The organism is Ruegeria sp. BG10, assembly GCF_056538575.1.
The window spans coordinates 266,691-290,006 of record NZ_JBQFTI010000003.1; the positions used below are offsets into that span (position 1 = coordinate 266,691).

General features: G+C 61.6%; 23 protein-coding genes. 12 read left to right on the forward strand and 11 right to left on the reverse strand.

Annotated elements, in window-relative coordinates; genetic code table 11:
- Positions 1-124: 124 nt before the first annotated feature.
- The 3 genes from ACR0D8_RS14645 to hslO are packed head-to-tail and all read right to left on the reverse strand — an operon-like array spanning position 125 to position 2,872.
- Positions 125-1,309, reverse strand: a complete 1,185-nt coding sequence (locus ACR0D8_RS14645) for a CCA tRNA nucleotidyltransferase (RefSeq protein ID WP_480647555.1) — start codon at positions 1,307-1,309, stop codon at positions 125-127.
- Positions 1,306-1,905, reverse strand: a complete 600-nt coding sequence (locus ACR0D8_RS14650) for a CoA pyrophosphatase (protein WP_480647730.1) — start codon at positions 1,903-1,905, stop codon at positions 1,306-1,308. The genes ACR0D8_RS14645 and ACR0D8_RS14650 overlap by 4 nt, the downstream gene beginning before the upstream one ends.
- Positions 1,895-2,872 carry an Hsp33 family molecular chaperone HslO gene (hslO, locus tag ACR0D8_RS14655; RefSeq protein WP_480647557.1) on the reverse strand — a complete coding sequence of 326 codons (978 nt, stop codon included), beginning with the start codon at positions 2,870-2,872 and terminating at the stop codon, positions 1,895-1,897. Before hslO ends, ACR0D8_RS14650 begins: the two co-directional genes overlap by 11 nt.
- A 76-nt stretch (positions 2,873-2,948) precedes the next feature.
- On the opposite strand from hslO, the gene ACR0D8_RS14660 reads away from it, so the two are divergent.
- Positions 2,949-3,392: an NUDIX hydrolase gene (locus ACR0D8_RS14660; protein ID WP_475156173.1), complete on the forward strand. Its 444-nt coding sequence runs from the start codon at positions 2,949-2,951 to the stop codon at positions 3,390-3,392.
- On the opposite strand, the gene ACR0D8_RS14665 is transcribed toward ACR0D8_RS14660, so the two are convergent.
- Complete coding sequence (locus ACR0D8_RS14665) at positions 3,389-4,660, reverse strand: PP2C family protein-serine/threonine phosphatase (RefSeq protein WP_480647732.1); 1,272 nt, start codon at positions 4,658-4,660, stop codon at positions 3,389-3,391. The two genes, ACR0D8_RS14660 and ACR0D8_RS14665, sit on opposite strands and share 4 nt — an antisense overlap.
- A 160-nt stretch (positions 4,661-4,820) precedes the next feature.
- On the opposite strand from ACR0D8_RS14665, the gene ACR0D8_RS14670 reads away from it, so the two are divergent.
- Positions 4,821-5,150, forward strand: coding sequence for an Hpt domain-containing protein (locus ACR0D8_RS14670; RefSeq protein ID WP_480647559.1), 330 nt, complete (start codon positions 4,821-4,823; stop codon positions 5,148-5,150).
- Here the strand turns inward: ACR0D8_RS14670 and ilvA are convergent.
- Entirely contained in the window at positions 5,147-6,373 is a 1,227-nt protein-coding gene (gene ilvA, locus ACR0D8_RS14675) for a threonine ammonia-lyase IlvA (protein ID WP_480647560.1), read from the reverse strand. The genes ACR0D8_RS14670 and ilvA overlap by 4 nt on opposite strands.
- Positions 6,374-6,432: 59 nt before the next feature.
- Entirely contained in the window at positions 6,433-7,224 is a 792-nt protein-coding gene (locus ACR0D8_RS14680) for a hypothetical protein (RefSeq protein ID WP_480647562.1), read from the reverse strand.
- A gap of 91 nt (positions 7,225-7,315) precedes the next feature.
- Here ACR0D8_RS14680 and ACR0D8_RS14685 point away from each other — a divergent pair, with 91 nt between their 5' ends.
- From ACR0D8_RS14685 to msrA, 5 genes are all read left to right on the forward strand, one after another.
- On the forward strand, positions 7,316-8,539 hold the full coding sequence (locus tag ACR0D8_RS14685; protein ID WP_480647564.1) for an argininosuccinate synthase: 1,224 nt from the start codon (positions 7,316-7,318) through the stop codon (positions 8,537-8,539).
- A gap of 140 nt (positions 8,540-8,679) precedes the next feature.
- The gene (locus ACR0D8_RS14690) at positions 8,680-9,747 is read left to right on the forward strand and encodes a YjgN family protein (protein WP_475156188.1); all 1,068 of its coding nucleotides are present in this window, start codon (positions 8,680-8,682) and stop codon (positions 9,745-9,747) included.
- A 3-nt stretch (positions 9,748-9,750) separates the two neighbouring features.
- Positions 9,751-10,794 (forward strand): M48 family metallopeptidase, encoded by a 1,044-nt coding sequence (locus tag ACR0D8_RS14695; RefSeq protein WP_480647566.1) that lies wholly within the window; start codon positions 9,751-9,753, stop codon positions 10,792-10,794.
- Between the two features lie 62 nt (positions 10,795-10,856).
- Positions 10,857-11,141 carry an SCP2 sterol-binding domain-containing protein gene (locus ACR0D8_RS14700; protein WP_475156196.1) on the forward strand — a complete coding sequence of 95 codons (285 nt, stop codon included), beginning with the start codon at positions 10,857-10,859 and terminating at the stop codon, positions 11,139-11,141.
- A 98-nt stretch (positions 11,142-11,239) separates the two neighbouring features.
- Positions 11,240-11,911 carry a peptide-methionine (S)-S-oxide reductase MsrA gene (msrA, locus tag ACR0D8_RS14705; RefSeq protein WP_480647569.1) on the forward strand — a complete coding sequence of 224 codons (672 nt, stop codon included), beginning with the start codon at positions 11,240-11,242 and terminating at the stop codon, positions 11,909-11,911.
- On the opposite strand, the gene ACR0D8_RS14710 is transcribed toward msrA, so the two are convergent.
- Together ACR0D8_RS14710 and ACR0D8_RS14715 are read right to left on the reverse strand one after the other, a co-directional pair.
- Entirely contained in the window at positions 11,908-12,780 is an 873-nt protein-coding gene (locus ACR0D8_RS14710; RefSeq protein ID WP_475156201.1) for a ribokinase, read from the reverse strand. The two genes, msrA and ACR0D8_RS14710, sit on opposite strands and share 4 nt — an antisense overlap.
- Positions 12,777-15,041 (reverse strand): NADP-dependent malic enzyme, encoded by a 2,265-nt coding sequence (locus ACR0D8_RS14715; RefSeq protein WP_480647571.1) that lies wholly within the window; start codon positions 15,039-15,041, stop codon positions 12,777-12,779. Before ACR0D8_RS14715 ends, ACR0D8_RS14710 begins: the two co-directional genes overlap by 4 nt.
- Before the next feature lie 160 nt (positions 15,042-15,201).
- Here ACR0D8_RS14715 and mutS point away from each other — a divergent pair, with 160 nt between their 5' ends.
- Positions 15,202-17,817: a DNA mismatch repair protein MutS gene (mutS, locus tag ACR0D8_RS14720; protein WP_480647734.1), complete on the forward strand. Its 2,616-nt coding sequence runs from the start codon at positions 15,202-15,204 to the stop codon at positions 17,815-17,817.
- Between the two features lie 31 nt (positions 17,818-17,848).
- On the opposite strand, the gene ACR0D8_RS14725 is transcribed toward mutS, so the two are convergent.
- Both ACR0D8_RS14725 and hrcA read right to left on the reverse strand, forming a co-directional pair.
- Entirely contained in the window at positions 17,849-18,412 is a 564-nt protein-coding gene (locus tag ACR0D8_RS14725; protein WP_480647573.1) for a nucleotide exchange factor GrpE, read from the reverse strand.
- A 10-nt stretch (positions 18,413-18,422) separates the two neighbouring features.
- Positions 18,423-19,487 carry a heat-inducible transcriptional repressor HrcA gene (gene hrcA, locus ACR0D8_RS14730; protein WP_480647575.1) on the reverse strand — a complete coding sequence of 355 codons (1,065 nt, stop codon included), beginning with the start codon at positions 19,485-19,487 and terminating at the stop codon, positions 18,423-18,425.
- 112 nt (positions 19,488-19,599) lie between these two features.
- On the opposite strand from hrcA, the gene rph reads away from it, so the two are divergent.
- From rph to ACR0D8_RS14750, 4 genes are read left to right on the forward strand one after another with little or no spacing between them, the layout of a single operon-like run.
- Entirely contained in the window at positions 19,600-20,313 is a 714-nt protein-coding gene (gene rph / locus ACR0D8_RS14735; RefSeq protein WP_170655392.1) for a ribonuclease PH, read from the forward strand.
- Positions 20,310-20,924 carry an RdgB/HAM1 family non-canonical purine NTP pyrophosphatase gene (gene rdgB / locus ACR0D8_RS14740; RefSeq protein ID WP_480647577.1) on the forward strand — a complete coding sequence of 205 codons (615 nt, stop codon included), beginning with the start codon at positions 20,310-20,312 and terminating at the stop codon, positions 20,922-20,924. Before rph ends, rdgB begins: the two co-directional genes overlap by 4 nt.
- Entirely contained in the window at positions 20,914-22,068 is a 1,155-nt protein-coding gene (gene hemW, locus ACR0D8_RS14745; RefSeq protein WP_480647579.1) for a radical SAM family heme chaperone HemW, read from the forward strand. The genes rdgB and hemW overlap by 11 nt, the downstream gene beginning before the upstream one ends.
- Before the next feature lie 3 nt (positions 22,069-22,071).
- The gene (locus tag ACR0D8_RS14750) at positions 22,072-22,425 is read left to right on the forward strand and encodes a YbaN family protein (protein ID WP_475156239.1); all 354 of its coding nucleotides are present in this window, start codon (positions 22,072-22,074) and stop codon (positions 22,423-22,425) included.
- Here the strand turns inward: ACR0D8_RS14750 and ACR0D8_RS14755 are convergent.
- Positions 22,415-23,308, reverse strand: coding sequence for a ParB/RepB/Spo0J family partition protein (locus ACR0D8_RS14755; protein ID WP_480647581.1), 894 nt, complete (start codon positions 23,306-23,308; stop codon positions 22,415-22,417). The genes ACR0D8_RS14750 and ACR0D8_RS14755 overlap by 11 nt on opposite strands.
- Positions 23,309-23,316 lie beyond the last annotated feature (8 nt).

Here is a 23,316-nt window from a genome sequence, read left to right on the forward strand (position 1 = left end):
TGATGGCGCCGGAACACCACCCTTACGGGTCAAAGCGTTCCGGCTTTAGCCGAACCAAATCCCGTAATACATTCGCATGCCTCCCTCCAGGTCAGGTAACAGGCGCACGTAAACACAAACTGATTTAATTGTCATCCCCTTTTGAGACTTCACCCGCGTCACGCAGAAGCGCGCCACGTGATAGCGCAAAGCCCGACGCGATCCAGCGGGTTTCCAGCTCGGCCAGTTTCCGGCCCAGCGCTGGCCCGGTAAAGGACGGGATCAGGTCGGCGGCCCTGACCGGGAACTCAGCGGCGGCGCCGGTGCGCAGCGCCTGGTGCAGGTCATCGGACCAGGTTTGTTCCAGAAACGCACAACGCAGCAGGGTTTCATGCAGCCCGCCTTTTTCGCCATAGCGAAACCCAAGCTCGGCGACGCTGGCGGTGCCGGATGCCTCATCCCGCATGCGGGTCAGCCGCTGAAGCTGGGCTTTGCTGAGGCGCAGGGTTTTGGCGATCTCGGGTGTTGCGATTGCGGCCAGCCTGCGGATCGGCTCGGGGTCTGCCCCGGCCTGCCGTTCCAACTCGATCAGCGGGGCCAGCGCGCGGTCCTCGGCCCCCGGCAGCAGCTGCGCCAGTACGCCCGCCTGACGCATTGCGGCAACGGATGGCGCCGGGTCCGGCGCACCCAGCAATTTTAGCAACTCCGCCCCCACCCGTTCGCGCGACAGACCGGCCAGCCCGTCCAGAGTGGCGGCTATCGCTGCCAGAGCGTCCGGGTCGAACCCGGCCTCGGCATCGCCATACCAGGCATGGAACCGGAAATAGCGCAGCGAGCGCAGGTAATCCTCGCGAATGCGATTTTCGGCGGTGCCGATAAACCGCACCCGGCGCGCCTGCAGGTCAGGCAGACCGTTCAGCGGGTCCAGGACGGTGCCATCGGGCCGCGCATATATGGCGTTCATGGTAAAATCGCGGCGGGCGGCGTCTTCCTCGACCCGGTCGGAAAACGCCACCACGGCCCGGCGGCCATCGGTTTCCACGTCGCGGCGAAAGGTGGTGATTTCGTGCGGGGTGCCGCCGCTGACAACCGTGATGGTGCCATGTTCGATCCCGGTGGGAATGGCCTTGAGCCCCGCCGACTGAGCCAGTTCGACCACACGTTCCGGGCGCGCATCAGTGGCAATGTCGATATCTGATACCGGCGCGCCCAGCAGCGCGTTGCGCACGCAGCCGCCGACAAACAGCGCCTGCGCCCCGGCATCGGTCAGCGCGGCACAGACCTTTTGCGTTGCCGGGTCTGAAACCCAGCCTTCCGTGATTTGCGTCATTCACCCATCCGTGCCGCCAGCCCCCGCAACATCCGCGCCGTCGCGCCCCAGATATAATAGGGGCCATAGGGCACCGTGTAATAATTCCGTTTCTGACCGCGCCACCGGCGCGATTCAACGATATAATTCGCGGGGTTGAGCACATGTGCAAGCGGAACCGAGAAGACCTCATCCACTTCGCCGGGTTCGGGCACGGGCCGGAACGCGGTGCGCAGGATCGCCACCACCGGCGTCACCGAAAAGGACGTTACCGTTTCATGAGTGGGCAAATGCCCCAAAATCTCGGGCAGGCTGGGGGGCAGGCCGATCTCTTCCCGCGCCTCGCGCAGCGCGGTTTCCGACACATCGGCATCGCCCTCATCCTGCTTGCCGCCCGGAAAGGCGATCTGGCCGGGATGGTGGTTCAGGGCCGAGGACCGTTTCGTCAGGATCAGGCGCGCCGCGCCATCCGCAACCGAGATCGGCACCAGCACACCGGCGGGGCGCAGCCTGCGCCCTTCGGGCAGAACGGTTTCGGGGTTCAGGTCGAAATCGCTTGACCCCGGGCCGGGGCGGCGCAGGGCCGCCCGCAGGCTGTCGGTCGGATCATGCGCCATCCGCATCAAAGCCGACCGTTGCCGGGTCCAGCACGTAATGGGCACCGCAGAACTGGCAATCCGCCGTGACCTCGCCTTCGGGCGTGGTCATCTTTTCGATGTCCCGGGCCGAATAGATCGACAGGCTCTGGCGAACCCGGTCTTCGGAACAGGTACAGCCGAACTGCACCGACTGGGCGTCGTAAACCCGCGGCTGTTCCTCGTGAAACAGCCGGACCAGCAGGTCGGTCGGCGCGATGGACGGACCGATCAGTTCCAGATCCTCGACCGTGTCCAGCAGGATGTTGACGCGGCTCCAGTTCTCACCTTCTTCGCCGTCGACCAGGTCTTCGGCGGTCAGGATTTCACCGTCGCCGTCGCCGGTGGCGAGAAAGGGCGAGGCTTTGGGCATGTGCTGCAACATGATCCCGCCCGCGCGCCAGTGTTCCCCGACGCCCGGCTCGGTCGATTTGCCAAAGCTCAGCGAAAACCGGGTCGGCAGCTGTTCGGATTGCGCGAAATACGCCTCGGCGCAGGCGCTGAGCGAACCACCCGCCAGCGGTGTAATCCCCTGATAGGGCTGCGTGCCCTCGCCCTGATCGATCATGATGGCGAAATACCCTTCGCCCACCTGATCGAACGGTGCACTGTCGGTCAGACGATCGCGGTCGAAACTGGCATAGGCACGGATCCGCGCCGGTTCGCCTTCTTGCCGCGGCGCATAGTAATCGGTCGCAATCATCCGCACCGCGCCCTTGGACTGCACCTGCAGCGACAGTTTCCAGCGCAGAGCGACGGTCTGGCCGATCAGCGCGGTCAGCAGGGCCATCTCGGCCACCAGCGCCTCGACCTTTTCCGGATAGTCGTGCTGTTTCAGAATGCCGTCCAGCACGCCGTCCAGCCGGGCCACCCGGCCGCGCATATCCGATACATCGAGTTGAAAGGGCAGGACGGTATCGTCCCACGCGATTTTCGTTCCAAGAGACATGGGGTTTCCTTACACGCCACAGGTTGGCATACCGCCAGCATATAGGTCGAACAATTTGGGTTGTAAGGGGCCATACATGATCAGACGGTTCGGTGAAACCCCACAAGCGGGGCGGAAATACACGCGGCGGGTCGGTGTTTACGCCCTGTTGCCCCGCGGCAGGCATCTGCTGCTGACCTGCCAGACCGAACCCGGCCCCGACCTGCAACTGCCCGGCGGTGGGATAGATCCGGGCGAATCGCCTACCACCGCCTTGCACCGCGAAGTCTTCGAGGAAACCGGCTGGCTGGTGGCCGCCCCGCGCCGCGTCGGGGCCTTTCGGCGGTTCACCTATATGCCCGAATACGACCTGTGGGCCGAAAAGATCTGCCTGATCTATCGCGCCCGACCGGTGCGCCGCATCAGCCCGCCGACCGAAGCCTTTCACGAGGCGCTGTGGCTGGACACCGCGGATGCCGTTCAGATGTTGGGCAATGACGGCGACCGCCATTTCGCCGGCCTGCACCTGCAGGGGCTCTAGGACCCGTTATATTCAAAGAACACGGCCGACACGTCATCGTCCATGCCGCTGCCCGGGGCCATGGCCTGAGTCAGACGCCAGAACATGTCATCCAGAAACTCGGAACCGCTGCGCCCTGACACGCAATCCTGCGCCATCCGGCGCAGACCCTCCTCCTCAAGCAGGCCGCCGCCGGCAATGCTGCATTCGGTGAATCCGTCGGAATAGAGCAACAGCTTGTCGCCTGGTTTCATATAGGTTTCGGTCTGCTGAAACGTGACATCGGGCAGCAACCCGATGGGCAGGCCGCCATCGCCCAGAAATTCGGTCTCACCCTCGCGGCGCAGCAGCAGCGGATGCGGATGCCCGGCCTGCACCATCTTCAGGTGACCGTTGCGCAGGTCGATAATGGCGTAGACCATGGTGAAATACTCTTCGACCCCCGCATCCGCCATCAGCCGGCAATTGAGCAGTTCCGCCACCTGTTCAGGCGGCAGCAGGGCGTAGAATTTGTCGAACCGTTTTTCCATCGCCACGTTCTGCTCGAAATGGCTGCTGGAGAGATACCCGCCCAGCCGCGCCGTCATCATCGCCGAGGTGATGCCATGCCCGGACACGTCGATGCTGTAGAACCCGACGCGGTTGACCCCGGGCGAAAACATCCCCACCAGATCGCCGCCGATATGACCGCAGGGTTTCAGCAGCATGCTGACCCGGGACTTGCCGAAATCCCGCGTCAGTTCGGGCACCAGCGATTCCTGGATCTTGCGGGCCTGAATCAAATCCTTGTCGATCGCGTCATGGGCCAGTTTCAGCTTCTCCAGCGCGGTTTCGATCATCCGGTTCTTTTCCGACAATTCACGCTGCATATCCAGAATGCGCGCACCGGCCGAGATCCGCGCGCGCAGCTCGTCCGCCTCAAGCGGTTTGATCAGGAAATCATCGGCCCCCGCGTCCAGACCGCGCGCCACCTCCTGCTTTTCGCTTTTTGAGGTCAGCAGGATGAAATAGCTGTACTGGTCCTTGTCCAGCGCCCGGAACGCGCGGCAAAACTCCAGCCCGCTCATCCCCGGCATGACCCAGTCGCTGAGTACAAGATCCGGCGGATCGGTTGCACAGAGGTCCAGCGCCAGATCACCGCTGTCGGCCTCAAGAACCTGGAAACCCCATTTCTTCAGCGATGCCACCAGAATCCGCCGTTGCAGACGGCTGTCATCGACAACCAGCACTTTTTGGATCGCCCCAAAATCCAGTTCCGCCCTGGCGATTTCCTGACTGACCTCTGCCACCTGCACCCTATGCCCCGCGACGTTACACCGAACAGGACAAGCCTAGCGTGGCGGGATTTAACATCCGGTGAAGGCCGGACCGGCAGCCGGTTTAACCTGCCCTTTACCGCACCCGCGCTATCACGACCGGGTCACCATCACATGCGGGGGGGAAAGGGCCGTGATCAACTGGGCCAGAGTCAGACAGCTGCGGGATGAGGTCGGGGTTGGTGAGTTCGACGAGGTCGTGCAGATTTTTCTGGACGAGGTTCAGCAAACCATCGAACGCCTGCACCGTGACACCGCCCGGCGCGAGCTTGAACAGAACCTGCACTTTCTGAAAGGCAGCGCGCTCAGCCTGGGCTTCGACCGGTTTTCCTGCCTGTGCCAGGACGGAGAGCGCACCGCGGCAGGTGGCAAGGCCGGTGACGTCGACCTGCCCGCCCTGCTGTCGGCCTATGACGAATCCCGCGCCATGTTCCTGCGCGAAAAGGCGGAAAAACTGGCTTAGATCACAAACTGCGCCAGCGTCTCGTCTTCGGTGATGTCGGTATAGGTGAACCCGGCCTCGTCCAGATGCGCAAACAGGCGGGCGAAGTTTTCCGGTTTTCTGGTTTCGATCCCGATCAGAACCGAGCCGAAATTGCGGGCCGATTTCTTCATATATTCGAACCGGGCGATATCATCCTCGGGGCCCAGGATGCCCAGAAACTCTTTCAGAGCACCGGGCCGCTGCGGCAGGCGCAGGATGAAGTACTTCTTGACCCCGGAATAGCGCTGCGCCCGTTCCTTGACTTCCGGCAGCCGTTCGAAATCGAAATTGCCGCCCGAGGTGACGCAAACCACGGTCTTGCCACGGATGAAACTTTGCACGTCTGCCACTGCTTCTATCGCCAAGGCACCGGCGGGTTCCAGCACGATGCCTTCGACATTCAGCATTTCGATCATGGTGGTGCAGATACGGTCCTCGGACAGGACCAGCACGTCAGACAGGTGACGGTCTTTCAACAGCTCAAACGGTTTCGATCCTATGCGCCCCACCGCCGCGCCATCGACGAAATTGTCGATCCGGTCCAGTGACACCGGATGCCCCGCCGCCATCGCCGCGTGCAGGCAGGCCCCGCCCCTGGGTTCGACAAACAGGCAATGGGTCCGGTCCCCGAACCACGTCGCCACGCCCGAGGACATGCCACCCCCGCCCACAGGCAGGATCACATGATCCGGCAGGCCGCCCAATTGCGCCTCAATCTCTACCGCCAGCGACGCCTGCCCCTCGATCACATCCGCATCGTCAAAAGGTGACAGGAAATGTCCGCCCTGCCGGGTGCACCAGGCTTGTGCCGCCGCCAGGGTGTCGTCGAAATAGTCGCCGGTCAGGTGAACCTCGATATTGTCGCCGCCGAAAATGCGGGTCTTCTGGATCTTCTGCTGAGGCGTTGTCACCGGCATGAAAATTACACCCTTCACGCCCAGATGCTTGCACATAAAGGCTACGCCCTGCGCGTGATTGCCCGCGCTGGCGCAAACGAACAGGTCCTGCCCCTGCTGCTTGCGCATCGCGTTGAACGCCCCGCGGATTTTATACGACCGCACCGGGCTCAGGTCTTCGCGCTTGAGCCAGATATCGGCACCAAACCGGTCGGACAGATGCGCATTCCGTTGCAGAGGCGTCGGCGGAAACACGGTGCGCATCGCCTGTTCGGCGGCGCGGGCGCGGGTCATGAATTCACTCATGACCGTTTCAGTGCCGCATCAATGCGAGAAGGGCAAGGAATACATATGTGTACGGGCGGTCAGGCCAGTTCGCGGTTTTCGACACAAACTCCGTAGAACGTAGTCAGAACGCTGAGGCTGGTCATGGCAATCACCCAGTTTACAACGGCCTGAAGCGTGAACCCCAAAAAGCCTGAAAAGGCGCCAAAGAACCCGGCGATAAACCCGAGTACAAAACCGAACGCGCCCAAAAACAGAAAAACCACAAGGATCGCTGTCGCAATCCTTTGGGTAGCGCGCCATGACTCGGCAATTGTAATCGGATTCCCCACTGCGCTTGCCGGAAGAACCAGACTGAATCGCTGGACAACCCAAATGGAGAAAATCATTCCCACGACCAGAATAGCCCCGCCAACCAATGACAATGCGCCGGTTGCAACGCCACCGGCCGCGTAAACAACTCCGAATAACAGGATTGTCATGCCAAGAAGGATCAGCGCCAGTAGCAGAGCCCACCCAAAATAGGCCAATATGCGCGAGCTGTTAAAATCCGGCAGCGTTTTTTCCGGGTATTCTGCCAGCAGACAATAGCGATGCCATGAGACTGCAACCCATAGAGCGGCGGCGTAGTTCAGGAGCCCAAGCAGTAAGACACCACTGAAATCGCCTTGCTCACCGCTGACGAATGCTGGTCCTTTTACAATGAACAGCGCCATACCAAGCAGGGAAACAGCGATAACCGGGGACGACACGCGCAACGCCGTGCCGAAATCATTGAAAATCATACCAAGCGCATGTTTGAAAATCTGCCAACCCAACATCCTGTAACCTGCCCTCTCAACAAATCCTTGTTCTCTTTGCACCCGTTTCATCGCAATTCCCACCCTGCGTCAACGCACATAACTTGCCCCCGCGTTCAAAACCCGCTAGGGGCCAGTCGTCTTACGCATAAGGGGAAGTCAGATGTCCGCGCCCAAGAAAGTTGTTCTGGCCTATTCCGGTGGCCTTGATACCTCGATCATCCTGAAATGGCTGCAGACCGAGTATTGTTGTGAGGTTGTGACCTTCACCGCCGATCTGGGTCAGGGCGAGGAACTTGAGCCCGCCCGCAAGAAGGCCGAGCTGCTGGGGATCAAGCCCGAAAACATCTATATCGAAGACATCCGCGAGGAATTCGTCCGCGATTTCGTCTTCCCGATGTTCCGCGCCAATGCCCAGTATGAAGGGCTGTATCTGCTGGGCACGTCGATCGCGCGGCCTCTGATCTCGAAACGTCTGGTCGAGATTGCCGAGGCAACCGGCGCCGATGCCGTCGCCCATGGCGCAACCGGCAAAGGCAACGATCAGGTGCGGTTCGAACTGGCCGCTTACGCGCTGAACCCCGACATCAAGGTGATTGCACCCTGGCGCGAGTGGGATCTGACCAGCCGGACCAAGCTGCTGGAATTTGCCGAAGCCAACCAGATCCCGATTGCCAAGGACAAGCGTGGCGAGGCGCCTTTCTCGGTCGATGCCAACCTTCTGCACACCTCGTCCGAGGGCAAGGTTCTGGAAGACCCCGCCGATATGGCACCGGATTATGTTTATCAGCGTACCGTCCACCCCGAGGACGCGCCGAATGAGCCGGAATTCATCGAGATCGGCTTTGAAAAAGGCGACGCGGTCAGCATCAATGGCGAGGCGATGAGCCCGGCCACCATCCTGACCAAGCTGAACGAATATGGCGGCAAAAACGGCATTGGCCGTCTCGATCTGGTCGAAGGCCGCTTCGTCGGTATGAAATCGCGCGGCATCTATGAAACACCGGGCGGCACCATCCTGCTGGAGGCCCATCGCGGGATCGAGTCCATCACCATGGACCGCGGGGCTATGCACCTGAAAGACCAGCTGATGCCGCAATATGCCGAGCTGATCTATAACGGTTTCTGGTACTCGCCCGAGCGTGAGATGTTGCAGGCCGCCATCGACAAATCTCAGGAACATGTCACCGGCACCGTTCGTGTGAAACTGTATAAAGGTCTGGCCTCGACCGTGGGCCGCTGGTCGGATCATTCGCTCTATTCCGAGGCACATGTGACCTTTGAGGAAGACGCCGGTGCGTATGATCAGACAGATGCCGCAGGCTTTATCCAGCTGAACGCGCTGCGCCTGAAACTGCTGGCGGCACGGGACAAGCGCCTCAAATAAAGGCGACGCCACACGAAAAAGTTGAATGGGTCGAACAAGCCGCAACTTTGCCGCAGAAATGCCCAGTTGATTGAACAGAGAAAACGGGCCGGTCCTGCAGGGGATCGGCCCGAATTTCGTTCAATTCCATTGAGGCAATCATGCAAGCAGATCAATCCTACGACACGCCGGCCGAATTCGAGTTTCGCGGCTCGGCCACCGAGTTCTTCGGCATCTGGATCGTCAACCTGCTGTTGTCGATGCTGACCTTCGGGATCTACAGCGCCTGGGCCAAGGTTCGGACAAAGAAGTATTTCTATCAGAACACCTATGTCGCAGGGCGCAGCTTTGACTATCATGCCACCGGCGGGCAAATCCTGATCGGGCGTCTGATCGTGATCGCGGGGATTGTGATCTATACGATTCTGGCGGCCATTCCGCTGGTGAATATCGTCATGCTGCTCGGTTTGCTGTTCCTGGTCCCCTATCTGCTGGTGCGTTCGCTGCGGTTCAATGCCCGCGTGTCCAGCTGGTCGAATGTCCGGTTCGATTTTCAGGGCACCACCGGATCGGCGGCGGCGAACTACTTTCTGTATCCAATCATCGCGGCGCTGACGCTGTATACGACCTGGCCCTTCGTCACGCGGTCGATTCAACGCTTTCACGTGAACGGTCACAGCTTTGGCACCACGCCGATGTATTTCGACAGCCCGATTGCGCCGTTTTACCGGGCCTTTCTGTTCACCGCCCTCTGGGTCATTGCCGGTATGGTCGTGGTCGGCATGCTGCTTGGGGTCAACCTGTCGACATTCGAGGCGTTCCGCACGCTGGAAGACGACCCGGAAAACATCGCAGCCATCCTCTCCGTCCTGAGCATCTATGCCTTCCTGCTGCTGGTGCTGGTTCCGGCCACGATCATCTATCGCGCCATGGTCCGCAACACGGTCTATAACTACACGGTTCTGGGTGACGGGCATCGGTTCCATTCCAATGTGTCGCCTTTGCGCCTGCTGTGGATTTCGGTCTCGAACCTTGTGGTGGTCGGCCTGACGCTGGGCCTGATGCTGCCCTGGGCGCATGTGCGCCGGGTGCGGTATCTGGCCAATCACACCACTTTCCTGCCCGCCGGTTCGCTGGACGAGTTTGTCGGCGGCGTCACCGCCAATGTCAGCGCCATCGGCGACGCCTACGGTGACATCGAGGGGTTCGACATCGGCATCGCGGTCTGATCCTTGGAAGAGTTCCCCGAAGATATCGGTGCGCCCGTCAGCGGGCGCGCCTATCCGCCCCGCAGCTCACGCGAGATCCGGGCGCGGCTGGCTGTGGGTACCAACACCGTCTGGCTGATCGACGCGCAGGGCGAGGTCCGGGCGCGGTGCGCACCGCAGGAACTGGATATCGAATCCCGTGTGGGCGCAACCGAACGGCGGGTGACCTTTCCCGACGGGACGCTGTTTCTGACAGACCATCACGCGGCACTGGAACATCTGACGGCCGACAGCAGCGGATCGCACCTGCACCGGGCCGAAAAGTTCCACCCGCGCCTGATCCTTATCGCAGTCGCCTGCCTGATCGGCGCCTGGGGATTGTGGAAATACGGGCTGGCCGTTCTGGTGACGCTGGCCGTATGGATGACGCCGCCGCCCTTGGTTGCCGCCATCGATACCGGTGTGATGCAGGCCGTGGACCGGGTGCTGGCCGAGCCCAGCCGGCTGAGCGCCGCCAGACAGTCCGAAGTTCAGGACAGTTTCGACCGGGTTCTGGCGGCGCTGGGTCCCGCCGCGGAAAGTCACGACTACCAGCTGGAATTCCGACGCTTTCCCGGCATGGGACCCAACGCCTTTGCGCTGCCCAACGGGACGATTGTGGTGACCGACGATCTGGTAAACCTGATCTCGACCGATGCCATGGCGGGGGTGATCGGGCATGAAATCGGGCATGTGGCCGAGCAGCACGGTCTGACGCAGATTTACCGGTCCCTGGGTACCTTTGTGCTGATCGGCATGATGGCCGGCGACACCGGGCCGGTGCTGGAACAGGTGCTGCTTGAGGGCAATCTGATCCTGTCCCTGTCCTATTCCCGACAGCACGAACTGGCCGCTGACCGGTTTGGCGTTGATCTGGCGACCCGGGCCGGGTTCGACCCGAACGGCCTGTCGGAATTCTTCGACCTTCTGGCGGCTGAATATGGCGAGGAAGGCCTGGACTGGCTCAGCACGCATCCCGGCTTTGACGACCGTCAGAAAAACCTGGAATCCCTGACCCAAGGTCACTAGACCGCGCCCCTTGTCTGCCATTCCGCAGCCCCCTAACCCTGTGCCCAATCAGGAGAGGCCACATGACACTCAGCACCATTGCCGAAGGCATTCAGAAAAACCTTGTCGGACGCAGCTTCGACGGCTCGCTCAAATTCGACTGCGGTGACGACGGCGTCATCGTTCTCGCCGATAATCAGGCGACCACACAGGATCGCGACACCGACTGCACAATCCGGATCTCGCGCGACAACCTGACCAAGCTGCTGACCGGCAAACTGAACCCGATGACCGGTGTGGCGCTGGGGAAACTCAAGATCTCGGGCAATATGGGCGTGGCGATGAAGCTGGGGCAGCTGCTGGGCTGAGCGCCGATAAACTCGTCTCACCACCCCGTGACATAAGATGTCAGCGGATTGCCTAAGCGAGAAAGGCGGGGCAGCCTGATCGCGGAAGGAGATCCGCCATGACCCGCTTCGCTTACCTCGACCAAGTCAAACCGACGCTTCTGTTTGCTCTGATTGCGCTGGCCGCCCTGTTGCGCGCCGTTCCCGCCCCCGCGGCCGGAGCCGAAACGCTGACCGTGGCGGGGGGCTGTTTCTGGTGCGTCGAATCCGATTTCGAATCCGTACCCGGCGTGATCGGCGCGGTGTCGGGATATACCGGCGGCAACTCCGCCAACCCGACCTATGATCAGGTCACTAAGGGCGGGACCGGCCATTACGAGGCGGTCCAGATCACCTTTGACCCGGCCCGCGTGTCGCGCGAAACCCTGCTGAGCCTGTTCTTCCGCTCGGTCGATCCCACCGATGCGGGCGGCCAGTTCTGCGACCGGGGCAACAGTTATCGCACGGCAATATTCGTCTCTAACACTGGGGAAAAGACGCTTGCGCAGCAGGCAAAAGCCGATGCGCAGCAGGCGCTGGGGCAGACGGTTGTCACACCGATCCTGCAGCAGGGCGTTTTCTATCCGGCCGAGGCGTATCATCAGGATTATTACAAGGGGAACAAGCTGGTCCTGACCCGCTTTGGCCCCAAGCGACAGCACAGCGCCTACAAGGCCTATCGCAAGGCCTGCGGGCGCGACGCGCGCGTCAAACAGCTGTGGGGCAGCGACGCGCCTTTCGCCGGGTCTTAATCGAACTGCGCTTCGCGGACCTCTTTGAGGTCAGGAATGACGTCCGCCGTCCCGTGCCGCGTGACCATCAGGGCCGCGGCACGATTGGCCTGTGACACGGCCTGCGCCATTGGCATCCCGCGATCCATCCCGGCCAGCACATAGCCCGTGAACGTGTCGCCTGCGCCGGTGGTATCCACGGCCTGAACCTTGTGGGCCGGAAACTCGGTCATTTCAGCGCCGCGCGGGTGATACCGCGCGCCCTTTGACCCCAGGGTGACGATCACATGCGCAACATCCAGGTCGCCAACCTCCTGCCCGGTGGCCTGCCGCAACTGCTCGGCCTCGATCTCGTTCAGGATCAGGAAATCCAGATAGGGCAGAACCGCCTGCACCGCATCAGCCTGAAACGGGGCCGCCGCATAACAGACCGTCAGGCCCAGCTTGCGCCCCATCTGCGCGGCCTCGACCTGCTGGTTGGTTTCGTTCTGCATCACCAGAAGATCACCGGGAGACGCCGAGGACAGCGCCTGTCCCAACTGATCCTGCGAAATGGCGTGGTTCGAGCCGGGGAACAGGATGATGTTGTTTTCACCCGCCGCATCCACCGCGATGATGGCGTGGCCGGTGGGCACCTCGACCCCGGCGATATGGCGGGTATCGACGCCATATTCGGTCAGGCGATCCCGTGCCCAGTGCCCGTCCGGGCCGACCGCGCCGATATGCGCCACCTGCGCACCGGCGCGGGCGGCCGCCACCGACATATTCGCGCCCTTGCCGCCCAGAAACCGGTCAAGCCGGTTGGCCGAAAGGGTTTCCCCGGGGCCGGGAAGATGCGGAACGTCATAGATCATGTCCGCGTTGATCGAGCCGAGGTTCCAGATCGTCATGGCTTACCCGAAATGTCGCAAGAGGCCAGAATGGCCATGTTGAGGATATCGTTTGCCGTCGAAACGGTGGAACAGATCTGAATCGGCTTGTCGATACCCGACAGGATCGGGCCGATCACCGTGGCCCCGCCCATTTCCTGCATCAGCTTGGTCGAGATGCTGGCCGAATGCCGGGCGGGGACGATCAGGATGTTTGCGGGACCAGTCAGGCGCTGGAACGGATAGCTGGCCTGCTGGTCCACATTCAGCGCCACATCAACGGTCATCTCACCTTCGTATTCAAAGTCGACGCCGCGCTGATCCAGAACCGCAGGCGCGCGGTGCATCTTTTCGGCCCGCTCGGACACCGGATAGCCAAAGGTCGAGAAGCTGACGAAAGCCACGCGTGGCTCCAGCCCCATGTGCCGGGCCACGGCGGCGGCGCGCTCAGCGATATTCGCCAGATCGTTTTCATCCGGCCATTCATGCACCAGCGTATCGCCGATCAGCACGATCCGCCCTTTGTGCAGCAGCGCGGTCACGCCCGCCGCCCCATGGGTCGCATCGGCGTCAAACACATGGTTGATCCGGTCCAGCACATGCGCCGATTTGCGCGTTGCCCCGGTCACCAGCCCGTCGCCATGCCCATGCGCCAGCATCAGGGATGAAAACACGTGCCGGTCGCGCGCCGCCAACCGGTGGATATCCTTGCGGTCAAATCCCCGGCGCTGAAGGCGGTCATAAAGGAAATCCTTGTAGGTTTCCAAATGCGTCGTGTTGGCCGCGTTGACAACTTCGATCTCGCGCACCGCGTCGCCCAGCCCGGCCTCTTCCAGCTTTTGTTTGACGTCATCCGGACGGCCGACAACCAGCGCTTTGCCAAAGCCCGAGCGCTGATACATCACCGCCGCGCGCAGCACGCGGGGATCATCGCCCTCGGCAAAGATCATCCGGCTTTGCGCAGCGCGGGCCCGGGCGTTCAGGCCGCGCAGGATGCTGGCGGTCGGATCCATCCGGGATTTCAGGTTCAACTCATAGGCGTCCATGTCGATGATCGGACGCCGCGCCGCGCCGGTATCCATCCCGGCCCTGGCAACCGCCGGCGGAATGCGGTGGATCAGGCGCGGGTCGAACGGCGTGGGGATGATATAGTCGCGCCCGAAGGTCAGCGACCGGCCATAGGCCATGGCAACTTCGTCCGGCACATCCTCGCGCGCCAGACGCGCCAGCGCATGGGCGCAGGCGATCTTCATCTCGTCATTGATGGCGCGGGCATGGATGTCGAGCGCACCGCGAAACAGGTAGGGAAAGCCCAGAACGTTGTTGACCTGATTGGGATAGTCGCTGCGCCCGGTGGCGACGATGGCATCGACGCGGACCTCATGCGCCTCTTCCGGCGTAATCTCGGGGTCCGGATTGGCCATGGCGAAGATCACCGGGTTGTCGGCCATGCTGGCGACCATGTCCTGCGTCACTGCGCCTTTGACTGAAACGCCAAGGAACACATCCGCGCCTTTCATCGCCTCTTCCAGCGTGCGCAGCTCGGTGGTGATTGCGTGGGCTGATTTCCACTGGTTCATGCCCTCGGTCCGGCCCTGATAGATCACGCCCTTGGTGTCGCAGACGATGCAGTTCTCGTGCCGCGCGCCCATCGACTTGAGCAGCTCGATGCAGGCAATTCCCGCTGCACCGGCACCGTTCAGGACGATCTTCACGTCCTCGATCTTCTTGCCTGAAATGTGCAGCGCATTGATCAGTCCTGCTGCGCAGATCACTGCCGTCCCATGCTGGTCGTCGTGGAAGACGGGGATATCCATTTCTTCCTTCAGGCGCTGTTCGATGATGAAACACTCGGGCGCCTTGATGTCTTCCAGATTGATGCCGCCGAATGTCGGACCCATCAGCCGCACGGCACGGCAGAACTCGTCCGGGTCTTCAGTGTCCAGTTCGATATCGATCGAGTTCACATCGGCGAACCGCTTGAACAGAACAGATTTCCCCTCCATCACCGGCTTCGAGCCCAGCGCGCCAAGATTGCCAAGGCCCAGCACAGCCGTCCCGTTCGAGATCACGGCTACCAGATTACCCTTGTTGGTATAGTCATAGGCGGTCTCGGGCGCTTCGGCGATGGCTTCACAGGGAACCGCCACGCCGGGGCTGTAGGCCAGCGACAGATCGCGTTGCGTGGTCATGGGGACGGTGGCCTGCACCTCCCACTTGCCGGGGGTCGGGTCCAGGTGAAAGGCCAGCGCCTCTTCTTTGGTGATCTTGGCTTTGGGCATTTTATCGGTCGTTTCCATGACTGCGGGGCTGATGCGTCATAACGCAGGCTGGGGCGCGTCTCAACGACATTACGTTTTCACCTTTCGCAGTCGGGGACGGGTTTGTAAGGTCGCGCCCGGAATACGCCAGAAGGGGGCCGCATTGTCCACTGTCACGCCGATGATGGCGCAATATCTTGAAATCAAAGAGGCCAATGCCGACGCCCTTCTGTTTTACCGGATGGGCGATTTCTACGAGATGTTTTTCGAGGACGCGGTCAACGCCGCCGAAGCGCTGGACATCGCCCTGACCAAACGCGGCAAACACAACGGCACCGACATTCCGATGTGCGGCGTGCCGGTGCATTCCGCCGAAGGGTATCTGCTGACGCTGATCCGCAAGGGCTTTCGCGTCGCTGTCTGCGAGCAGATGGAAAGCCCCGCCGAGGCGAAGAAAAGAGGCTCTAAATCGGTGGTAAAGCGCGATGTCGTGCGTCTGGTGACACCCGGCACGCTGACCGAAGATGCCCTGCTGGAGGCGCGGCGGCACAACTTTCTGGCCACTTATGCCGAGGTCCGGGATGAGGCCGCGCTGGCCTGGGCCGATATCTCGACCGGCGCGTTTCACGTGATGCCGCTGACCTCGGTGCGGCTCAGCCCGGAACTGGCGCGGCTGGCCCCGTCCGAGCTGATAGTCTCTGACGGATCGGAACACGCCCTGCAGGAGCCTGTCCGCGATCTGGGTATTTCCCTCACCCCCATCGGTCGCGCCAGTTTCGACAGCACGGCGGCGGAAAAACGCATCTGTGGGCTGTTTCACGTGGGCGCGCTGGATGCGTTCGGCAGTTTTGGACGGGCCGAGATTTCTGCCATGGGCGCGCTGATCGACTATCTGGAGATCACGCAAAAGGGCAAACTGCCCCTGCTGCAGACGCCACTGAAGGAATCCGAGGACCGCGTGGTTCAGATCGACGCCGCCACCCGTCGCAATCTGGAACTGACCCGATCATTGCCCGGTGGACGCGCCGGATCGCTGTTGTCAGTGGTCGATCGCACCGTCACGCCGGGCGGTGCGCGACTGCTGGAGCAACGTCTGTCCAGCCCGTCCCGCAATCTGGACGTCATCCATGCCCGGTTGGATGCGGTGAGTTTCGCGGCGGAGGACAGCCTGACCACCTCGGACCTGCGCGAGGCGCTGCGCAAGACCCCCGACCTGGACCGGGCTTTGTCGCGCCTGTCACTGGATCGCGGCGGTCCCCGCGATCTGACGGCCATCCGCAACGGGCTGACGCAGGCGGCGGTGATTGCCGAACTCTGCGCCGGTCACGACCTGCCGGTCCTGCTGGCCACTGCCGTGCAGAACCTTGTCGGATTTGATGATCTGCTGAGTCTGCTGGATGAGGCTTTGGTCGCCGAACCGCCCCTTCTGGCCCGTGACGGTGGCTTCATCGCCCCCGGTTTCGACACGGAACTGGACGAGGCCCGCACCCTGCGGGACGAAGGCCGCTCGGTCATTGCCGGGTTCCAGAAGAAATATGCGGAACACACCGGCATCACCTCGTTGAAGATCAAGCACAACAACGTGCTGGGCTATTTCATCGAAACCACGGCCACCCATGCCGAGAAGATGCTGAACCCGCCGTTTTCCGAGACCTATATCCACCGCCAGACCACCGCCAATCAGGTGCGGTTCACGACTGTGGAACTGTCCGAGATCGAAACCCGTATCCTGAACGCCGGAAATCTGGCGCTTGAGATCGAAAAGCGGCTCTATCAAAGGCTTTCTGAGGAAATTCTGACACTGGCCGCCCGTCTCAATCAGGCTGCTCGAGGATTGGCGGAGCTGGACCTGACCACCGCGCTCGCCGATCTGGCGCGGGGCGAAAACTGGTGCCGCCCGCAGGTCGACACCTCCCGCGCCTTCAACGTGCAGGGTGGCCGCCACCCGGTGGTCGAACATGCGCTGCGCCAGCAGAGTGGCGATGCCTTCATCGCCAATGACTGTGACCTGAGCGCTGAAGATGGCGCCGCGATCTGGTTGCTGACCGGTCCGAACATGGCCGGTAAATCGACCTTCCTGCGCCAGAATGCCCTGATCGCGTTACTGGCGCAGATGGGCAGTTTTGTCCCGGCAGAGCAGGCGCATATCGGCGTCGTCAGCCAGTTGTTCAGCCGCGTGGGGGCCTCGGATGATCTGGCCCGGGGGCGTTCGACCTTCATGGTGGAAATGGTGGAAACCGCAGCCATCCTGAATCAGGCCGACGACCGCGCGCTGGTCATCCTGGATGAAATCGGACGTGGCACCGCCACGTATGACGGCCTGTCGATCGCCTGGGCCACGCTGGAGCACCTGCATGCCGCCAACAAGTGCCGCGCGCTGTTTGCCACCCATTACCATGAACTCACCGCCCTGGCCGGAAAACTCAAAGGTGTCGACAACGCAACCGTCGCCGTCAAGGAATGGGAAGGTGAGGTCATCTTCCTGCACGAGGTTCACAAAGGCGCCGCCGACCGGTCCTATGGCGTGCAGGTTGCGCAACTGGCCGGGCTGCCGGCTTCGGTCGTTGAACGGGCTCGCGTTGTGCTGGACCAGTTGGAGAAAACCGAACGCGAAGGCGGCAAGCAAAAGGCGCTGATCGACGATCTGCCGCTGTTTTCAGCCGCGCCCTCGCCTCCGCCGCCCGCACCAAAGGCTTCGCCTGTCACCGATCTGCTGAACGACGTGCTTCCGGATGAACTGACCCCGCGCGAGGCGCTGGACCTGATCTACAAACTGAAAGAGGCGGCCAGAACCTGACCGCCTCAACATTCGATTGATCTGAAATCACTCAGCTTGCGGGTGTCGAGGACACCCCTACCTGCGCCGGGCGCAGCAGGCGGTCATGCAGCATGAAGCCTTCGGCCGAGACCTGAATGATATCGCCCGCACGGGTGCCGGGCACCGGGGCCTCAAACATCGCTTCATGCACGTTGGGGTCGAACCGGTCGCCCACTTCCGGAGTGATCACCTCGATCCCGTGTTTCTGGAACACGTCCTTCAGCGCCCGCATGGTCAGTTCGACGCCCTCGATCAGACCGGCGGCAACTTCTTTCTGTTCATCCGTTGCGGCTTCAAGCGCGCGCTTCATGTTGTCGTAGACCGGCAGCATGTCGCGGGCCAGTTTCGATCCGCCATACTGCTCCGCATCGCGGCGCGCCTTGTCGCCGCGTTTGCGCGCGTTCTCGGCATCCGCCAGCGCCCGCATGAATTTGTCTTTATAGTCGTCCCGCTCGGCCCGCAGCTCATCCAGCTCCAGCGCCTCATCGCTGATCTCAGCAAATTCCTCGGCCAGTTCTTCCGCCTCGGCGGTTGCGATATCGTCCAGAAAATCTTCGTTCTTGGGCTCTGCCATCTCTTACCCTCTAGCTCCGGTCGGATATCAGCTTGCCGACCAGTTGCGCCGTATAATCCACGATCGGCACGATCCGTCCATAATTCAGACGTGTGGGTCCGATGACCCCGACCGCACCGATTATCTTTCGATCAGCGTTCATATATGGAGACACCACCAAAGAGGAACCCGAAAGTGAGAAAAGTTTGTTCTCTGACCCGATAAAAATGCGCACGCCCTCGCCTTCTTCGGTCAATTCCAGAAATTCAGCGATATCCCGCTTGCGTTCCAGGTCGTCAAACAGGGTCCGGATTCGGTCCAGCTCCTCGGCCTCGCCCGGATCGCCCAGCAGATTCGACCGTCCGCGCACGATCAGACGCGCCGAATCCGAGCCGTCCCCGTCCCAGGCCGCCATGCCGCTTTCGACCATCTCGCGCGCCAGCACGTCGATTTCCTGTTTGCGCGCGTCGATCTGGCTTTGCATCTGGCGGCGCACTTCGCCAAGCGTGCGCCCCTCGATCAAAGCGTTCAGGAAATTCGCCGCCTCGCGCATCGAACTGGGCGTCTGTCCGGGTGGCGGCGTGAACAGACGGTTTTCCACATGCCCGTCCGAAAACACCAGAACCACCAGCGCGCGGTCATGGCCCAGCGAGACGAACTCGATATGTTTGATCTCAGCCTCGTGCTTGGGTGTCAGAACCAGTGAGGCTCCTTGCGTCACGTGTGACAAAGCTGCCCCGACCCGATCCAGCATTCCGCTAACATCCCCCGCGTTAGAGCCTAATGTCGCATCCAGCTTTTTGCGGTCATCGGCGCCCAGATCGCCCATTTCAAGCAGACCGTCCACAAACATCCGCAACCCCATCTGGGTCGGCACCCGCCCGGCGCTGACATGGGGGCTGTCGAGCAGGCCCAGAAACTCCAGATCCTGCATTACGTTGCGCACGGTCGCCGCGCTGACTTTTTCCGACAGGGTGCGGGTCAGGGTGCGGCTGCCGACGGGGTCGCCGCTGTCCAGATAACTCTGGACGATCAGGCGGAACACTTCGCGAGAGCGTTCGTTCATTTCGTCAAGAATTCTGCTTGCTTCGCTCATCGGCATTCCCCTGCTGAGCCGCCATTAAATCGCAGGCAAATGAAAGGTCAATCGGGGTTGCATCGTAACGCTGCGGGGCGGTATCCCCAAGCCAGCAAACAAAGGATTTCCAATGCGACCCTCTGGACGAGATTTAAGCGAAATGCGCGCCGTTTCAATCGAAACGGGGTTCACCAAACATGCCGAAGGTTCCTGCCTGATCAAGATGGGCGATACCCATGTGCTGTGCACCGCCACGATCGAAGATCGCGTGCCGCCGTTCATCAAGGGGTCTGGTCTGGGCTGGGTCACCGCTGAATACGGGATGCTGCCCCGCGCAACCAACACGCGGATGCGGCGCGAGGCCGCCAGCGGCAAACAAGGCGGCCGCACGGTCGAAATCCAGCGCCTGATCGGCCGCGCCCTGCGGGCCGGCGTCGACCGGGTTGCGCTGGGTGAGCGTCAGATCACCGTGGATTGCGATGTGATTCAGGCCGATGGCGGCACCCGCTGTGCTTCGATCACCGGCGGTTGGGTGGCGCTGCGTCTGGCGGTGAACAAGCTTATGAAGGCGGGCGACGTGATTTCCGATCCGCTGGTAGACCCTGTTGCCGCCGTGTCCTGCGGGATTTATGCTGGTCAGCCGGTGCTGGATCTGGACTACCCCGAAGACAGCGAAGCGGGCGTTGATGGCAATTTCATCATGACTGGCTCGGGCAAGCTGATCGAAGTGCAGATGAGCGCCGAAGGCTCGGTCTTCAGCCGCGCCCAGATGGATCAGTTGATGGATCTGGCTGAAAAAGGCGTGGGAGAACTGGCCGCCGCGCAGAAAGCCGCCACCGCATGACCCGCAAGTTCGACGGGGACAGGCTGCTGGTCGCCACCCACAACAAAGGCAAGCTTGAGGAGGTGGCGCATCTGCTCGAACCTTTTGGTGTGACGGTCGTGGGCGCGGGCGAGATGGACCTGCCGGAACCGGAAGAGACCGAGGATACCTTCGTCGGCAACGCCCGGATCAAGGCTCATGCCGCGGCACAGGCCACCGGCCTGCCTGCCCTGTCGGACGATTCCGGGATCACCATCGACGCACTGGACGGCGCGCCGGGGGTTTACACCGCTGATTGGGCCGAAACCGGCAATGGCCGGGACTTCCTGATGGCGATGACCCGCGCGCATACTGAGCTTGAAGCCAGAAACGCCCCATACCCGCGCACCGCGCAGTTCCGCAGCACGCTGGTGTTGGCCTGGCCTGACGGCCATGATGAGGTGTTCGAAGGTATCGCCCCGGGCCATCTGGTCTGGCCGATCCGCGGCGCAGGCGGCTTTGGCTATGACCCGATGTTTGTCCCTGACGGTTATGACATTACCTTTGCGGAAATGGATCGCTGGGAAAAGAACAAGATCAGCCATCGCGGCCGCGCGGTTGAGATGTTCGTGAAGGGCTGTTTTGGCGGATGATTGGCGCAACGGGGGCTTTGGCCTGTACGTGCATTGGCCCTTTTGCGAGGCCAAGTGCCCCTATTGCGATTTCAACAGCCACGTCTCCCGTAATATTGATCAAAAACAATGGCTTACCGCGTATCTGAGCGAGCTGCGCCGTTCGGCCATCGAAACGCCTGACCGTGTTCTGAACACGATCTTCTTTGGCGGTGGTACTCCGTCCCTGATGGCCCCGGAAACCGTGGCCGCCGTGATCGACGAGGCACGCGCGCTGTGGCGTCCTGCCAATGACATGGAAATCACGCTTGAGGCCAATCCCGGCTCGGTCGAGGCCGGGCGGTTCGCGGCGTATCGCGACGCCGGGGTCAATCGCATCTCGATGGGCATTCAGGCGTTGAACGACGACGATCTGCGGCGGCTGGGCCGTATCCATACGGTGACCGAAGCCCGTGCCGCGTTTGACATCGCGTGGGATTGCTTTGACCGCGTCAGCTTTGACCTGATCTACGCCCGCCAACATCAAACCCCGGAAGACTGGCGCGCGGAACTGACCGAAGCCCTGTCCATGGCTGTTGATCACCTGTCGCTGTACCAGCTGACGATCGAGGACGGCACCGCCTTTGGCGACCGTTACGCCGTGGGCAAATTGCGCGGCCTGCCCGAAGACGACAGCGCCGCCGATATGTACCTGATCACGCAGGAGATCTGCGAGACGCATGGCCTGCCGGCGTATGAGGTATCAAACCATGCGCGTCCGGGGGCGGAATCGCAGCATAACCTGATCTATTGGCGGTATGGCGATTACGTTGGCATCGGTCCCGGCGCACATGGTCGCCTTACGCTGGACGGGCAAAAACAGGCGACTGAAACCTTTCTGTCCCCAAACGCATGGCTTAAGGCCGTCGAAACGGGCACTGGTGAAAAGGAACGAACGCGGCTTTCCCAACAGGATCAGGCGAGTGAATACCTTATGATGGGTATGAGGATCACTGAGGGACTAGATATAGAGAGATTTGCCGCCCTGTCAGGCCATCCGTTGCCGCAGGACAAACTGTCTGACCTGAGCGAGCTTGGCATGATAGAGCGGACGCAGGGCCGCCTGATCGCCACCAAAGACGGGCGCGCGGTGCTGAATGCGGTGATCCGGGAATTGTTGGGATAGGCGATGCAATACATCTGGGCCGCGTTGGGGCTGATCAGTGTTGGACTTGCGGTGGTGGGTGTCGCCCTGCCCCTGTTGCCGACCGTTCCGTTCCTGCTTTTGGCGGCGTTCTTTTTCGCCCGCTCGTCATCCCGCCTGCATACCTGGCTCGTCACCCATCGCACATTCGGGCCGATGATCCTGGACTGGCAGAACTCCGGCGCCATTCGACCGGCCGCAAAAAAAGCGGCCACCTTGTCGGTCGCCGCTGTCTTCGCCCTGTCCGTCGCCTTGTCCTTGCCGACGCATGTTCTGATCATTCAGGCCGTGGTTCTGGGCGGCGTGATGATCTTTATCTGGACCCGCCCTAACGGCTGAGTTTGGCGCAGAGATCGTCGAGCTGATCCAGGTTTTCATAGGTCAGAACCACCTGCCCGGTTTCCGTTCCGGCCTTGTGGTTGATGGCCACCTTCATCGCCAGAATCGCCGAGAGGTCTTTTTCCAACGCGCGCGTATCCGCATCTTTGCCCGCATCCAGATTGCGCGCGCGCGGTGCAGCATTCGCCGGTCCGGCCTGTTGCTTCCTGACCAGAGCCTCCGTCGCACGCACTGACAAACCGTCGCGCACTACAATTTTCGCCAGTTCCGACGGGTCTTCCGCCGTAATCAGCGCCCGTGCGTGGCCGGCAGACAGTTTGCCTTCGATCACCAGCTTCTGAACGTCCATCGGCAGGGACAGCAATCGCAGCAGGTTCGCTATGTGGCTGCGGCTTTTTCCAAGCGCCTCGGCCAGCTTCTCCTGCGTATGGCCAAACCGGTCCATCAGTTGCTTGTAACCGGCGGCCTCTTCGACCGCATTCAGATCCGCCCGCTGAATGTTTTCGATAATGGCAACTTCCAGCACTTCGGTATCGTCGAAATCGCGCACGATTACCGGAATATCGTGCAGCTGCGCCATCTGCGCTGCGCGCCAGCGACGCTCACCTGCGACAATTTCGTAGGAACCGCCACCTGTTTCCCGCACGATCAGCGGCTGGATAATGCCCTTTTCCTTGACCGAGGCCGCAAGCTCATCCAGTTGCTCCGGCGAAAAGGTCCGGCGCGGCTGGTTCGGGTTCGCGCGCAGCTTTTCGATCGGCACTTTTAGGTCGGGCCGGCGGGGCTCTGCGGGGGACAGCCCTTCGGTCTCCTGTGTCACGTCAGCCATCAGGGCGGACAGGCCGCGGCCCAACCCCCGGGGTTTTGATTTCTTGGCCACCACGGTGCCCT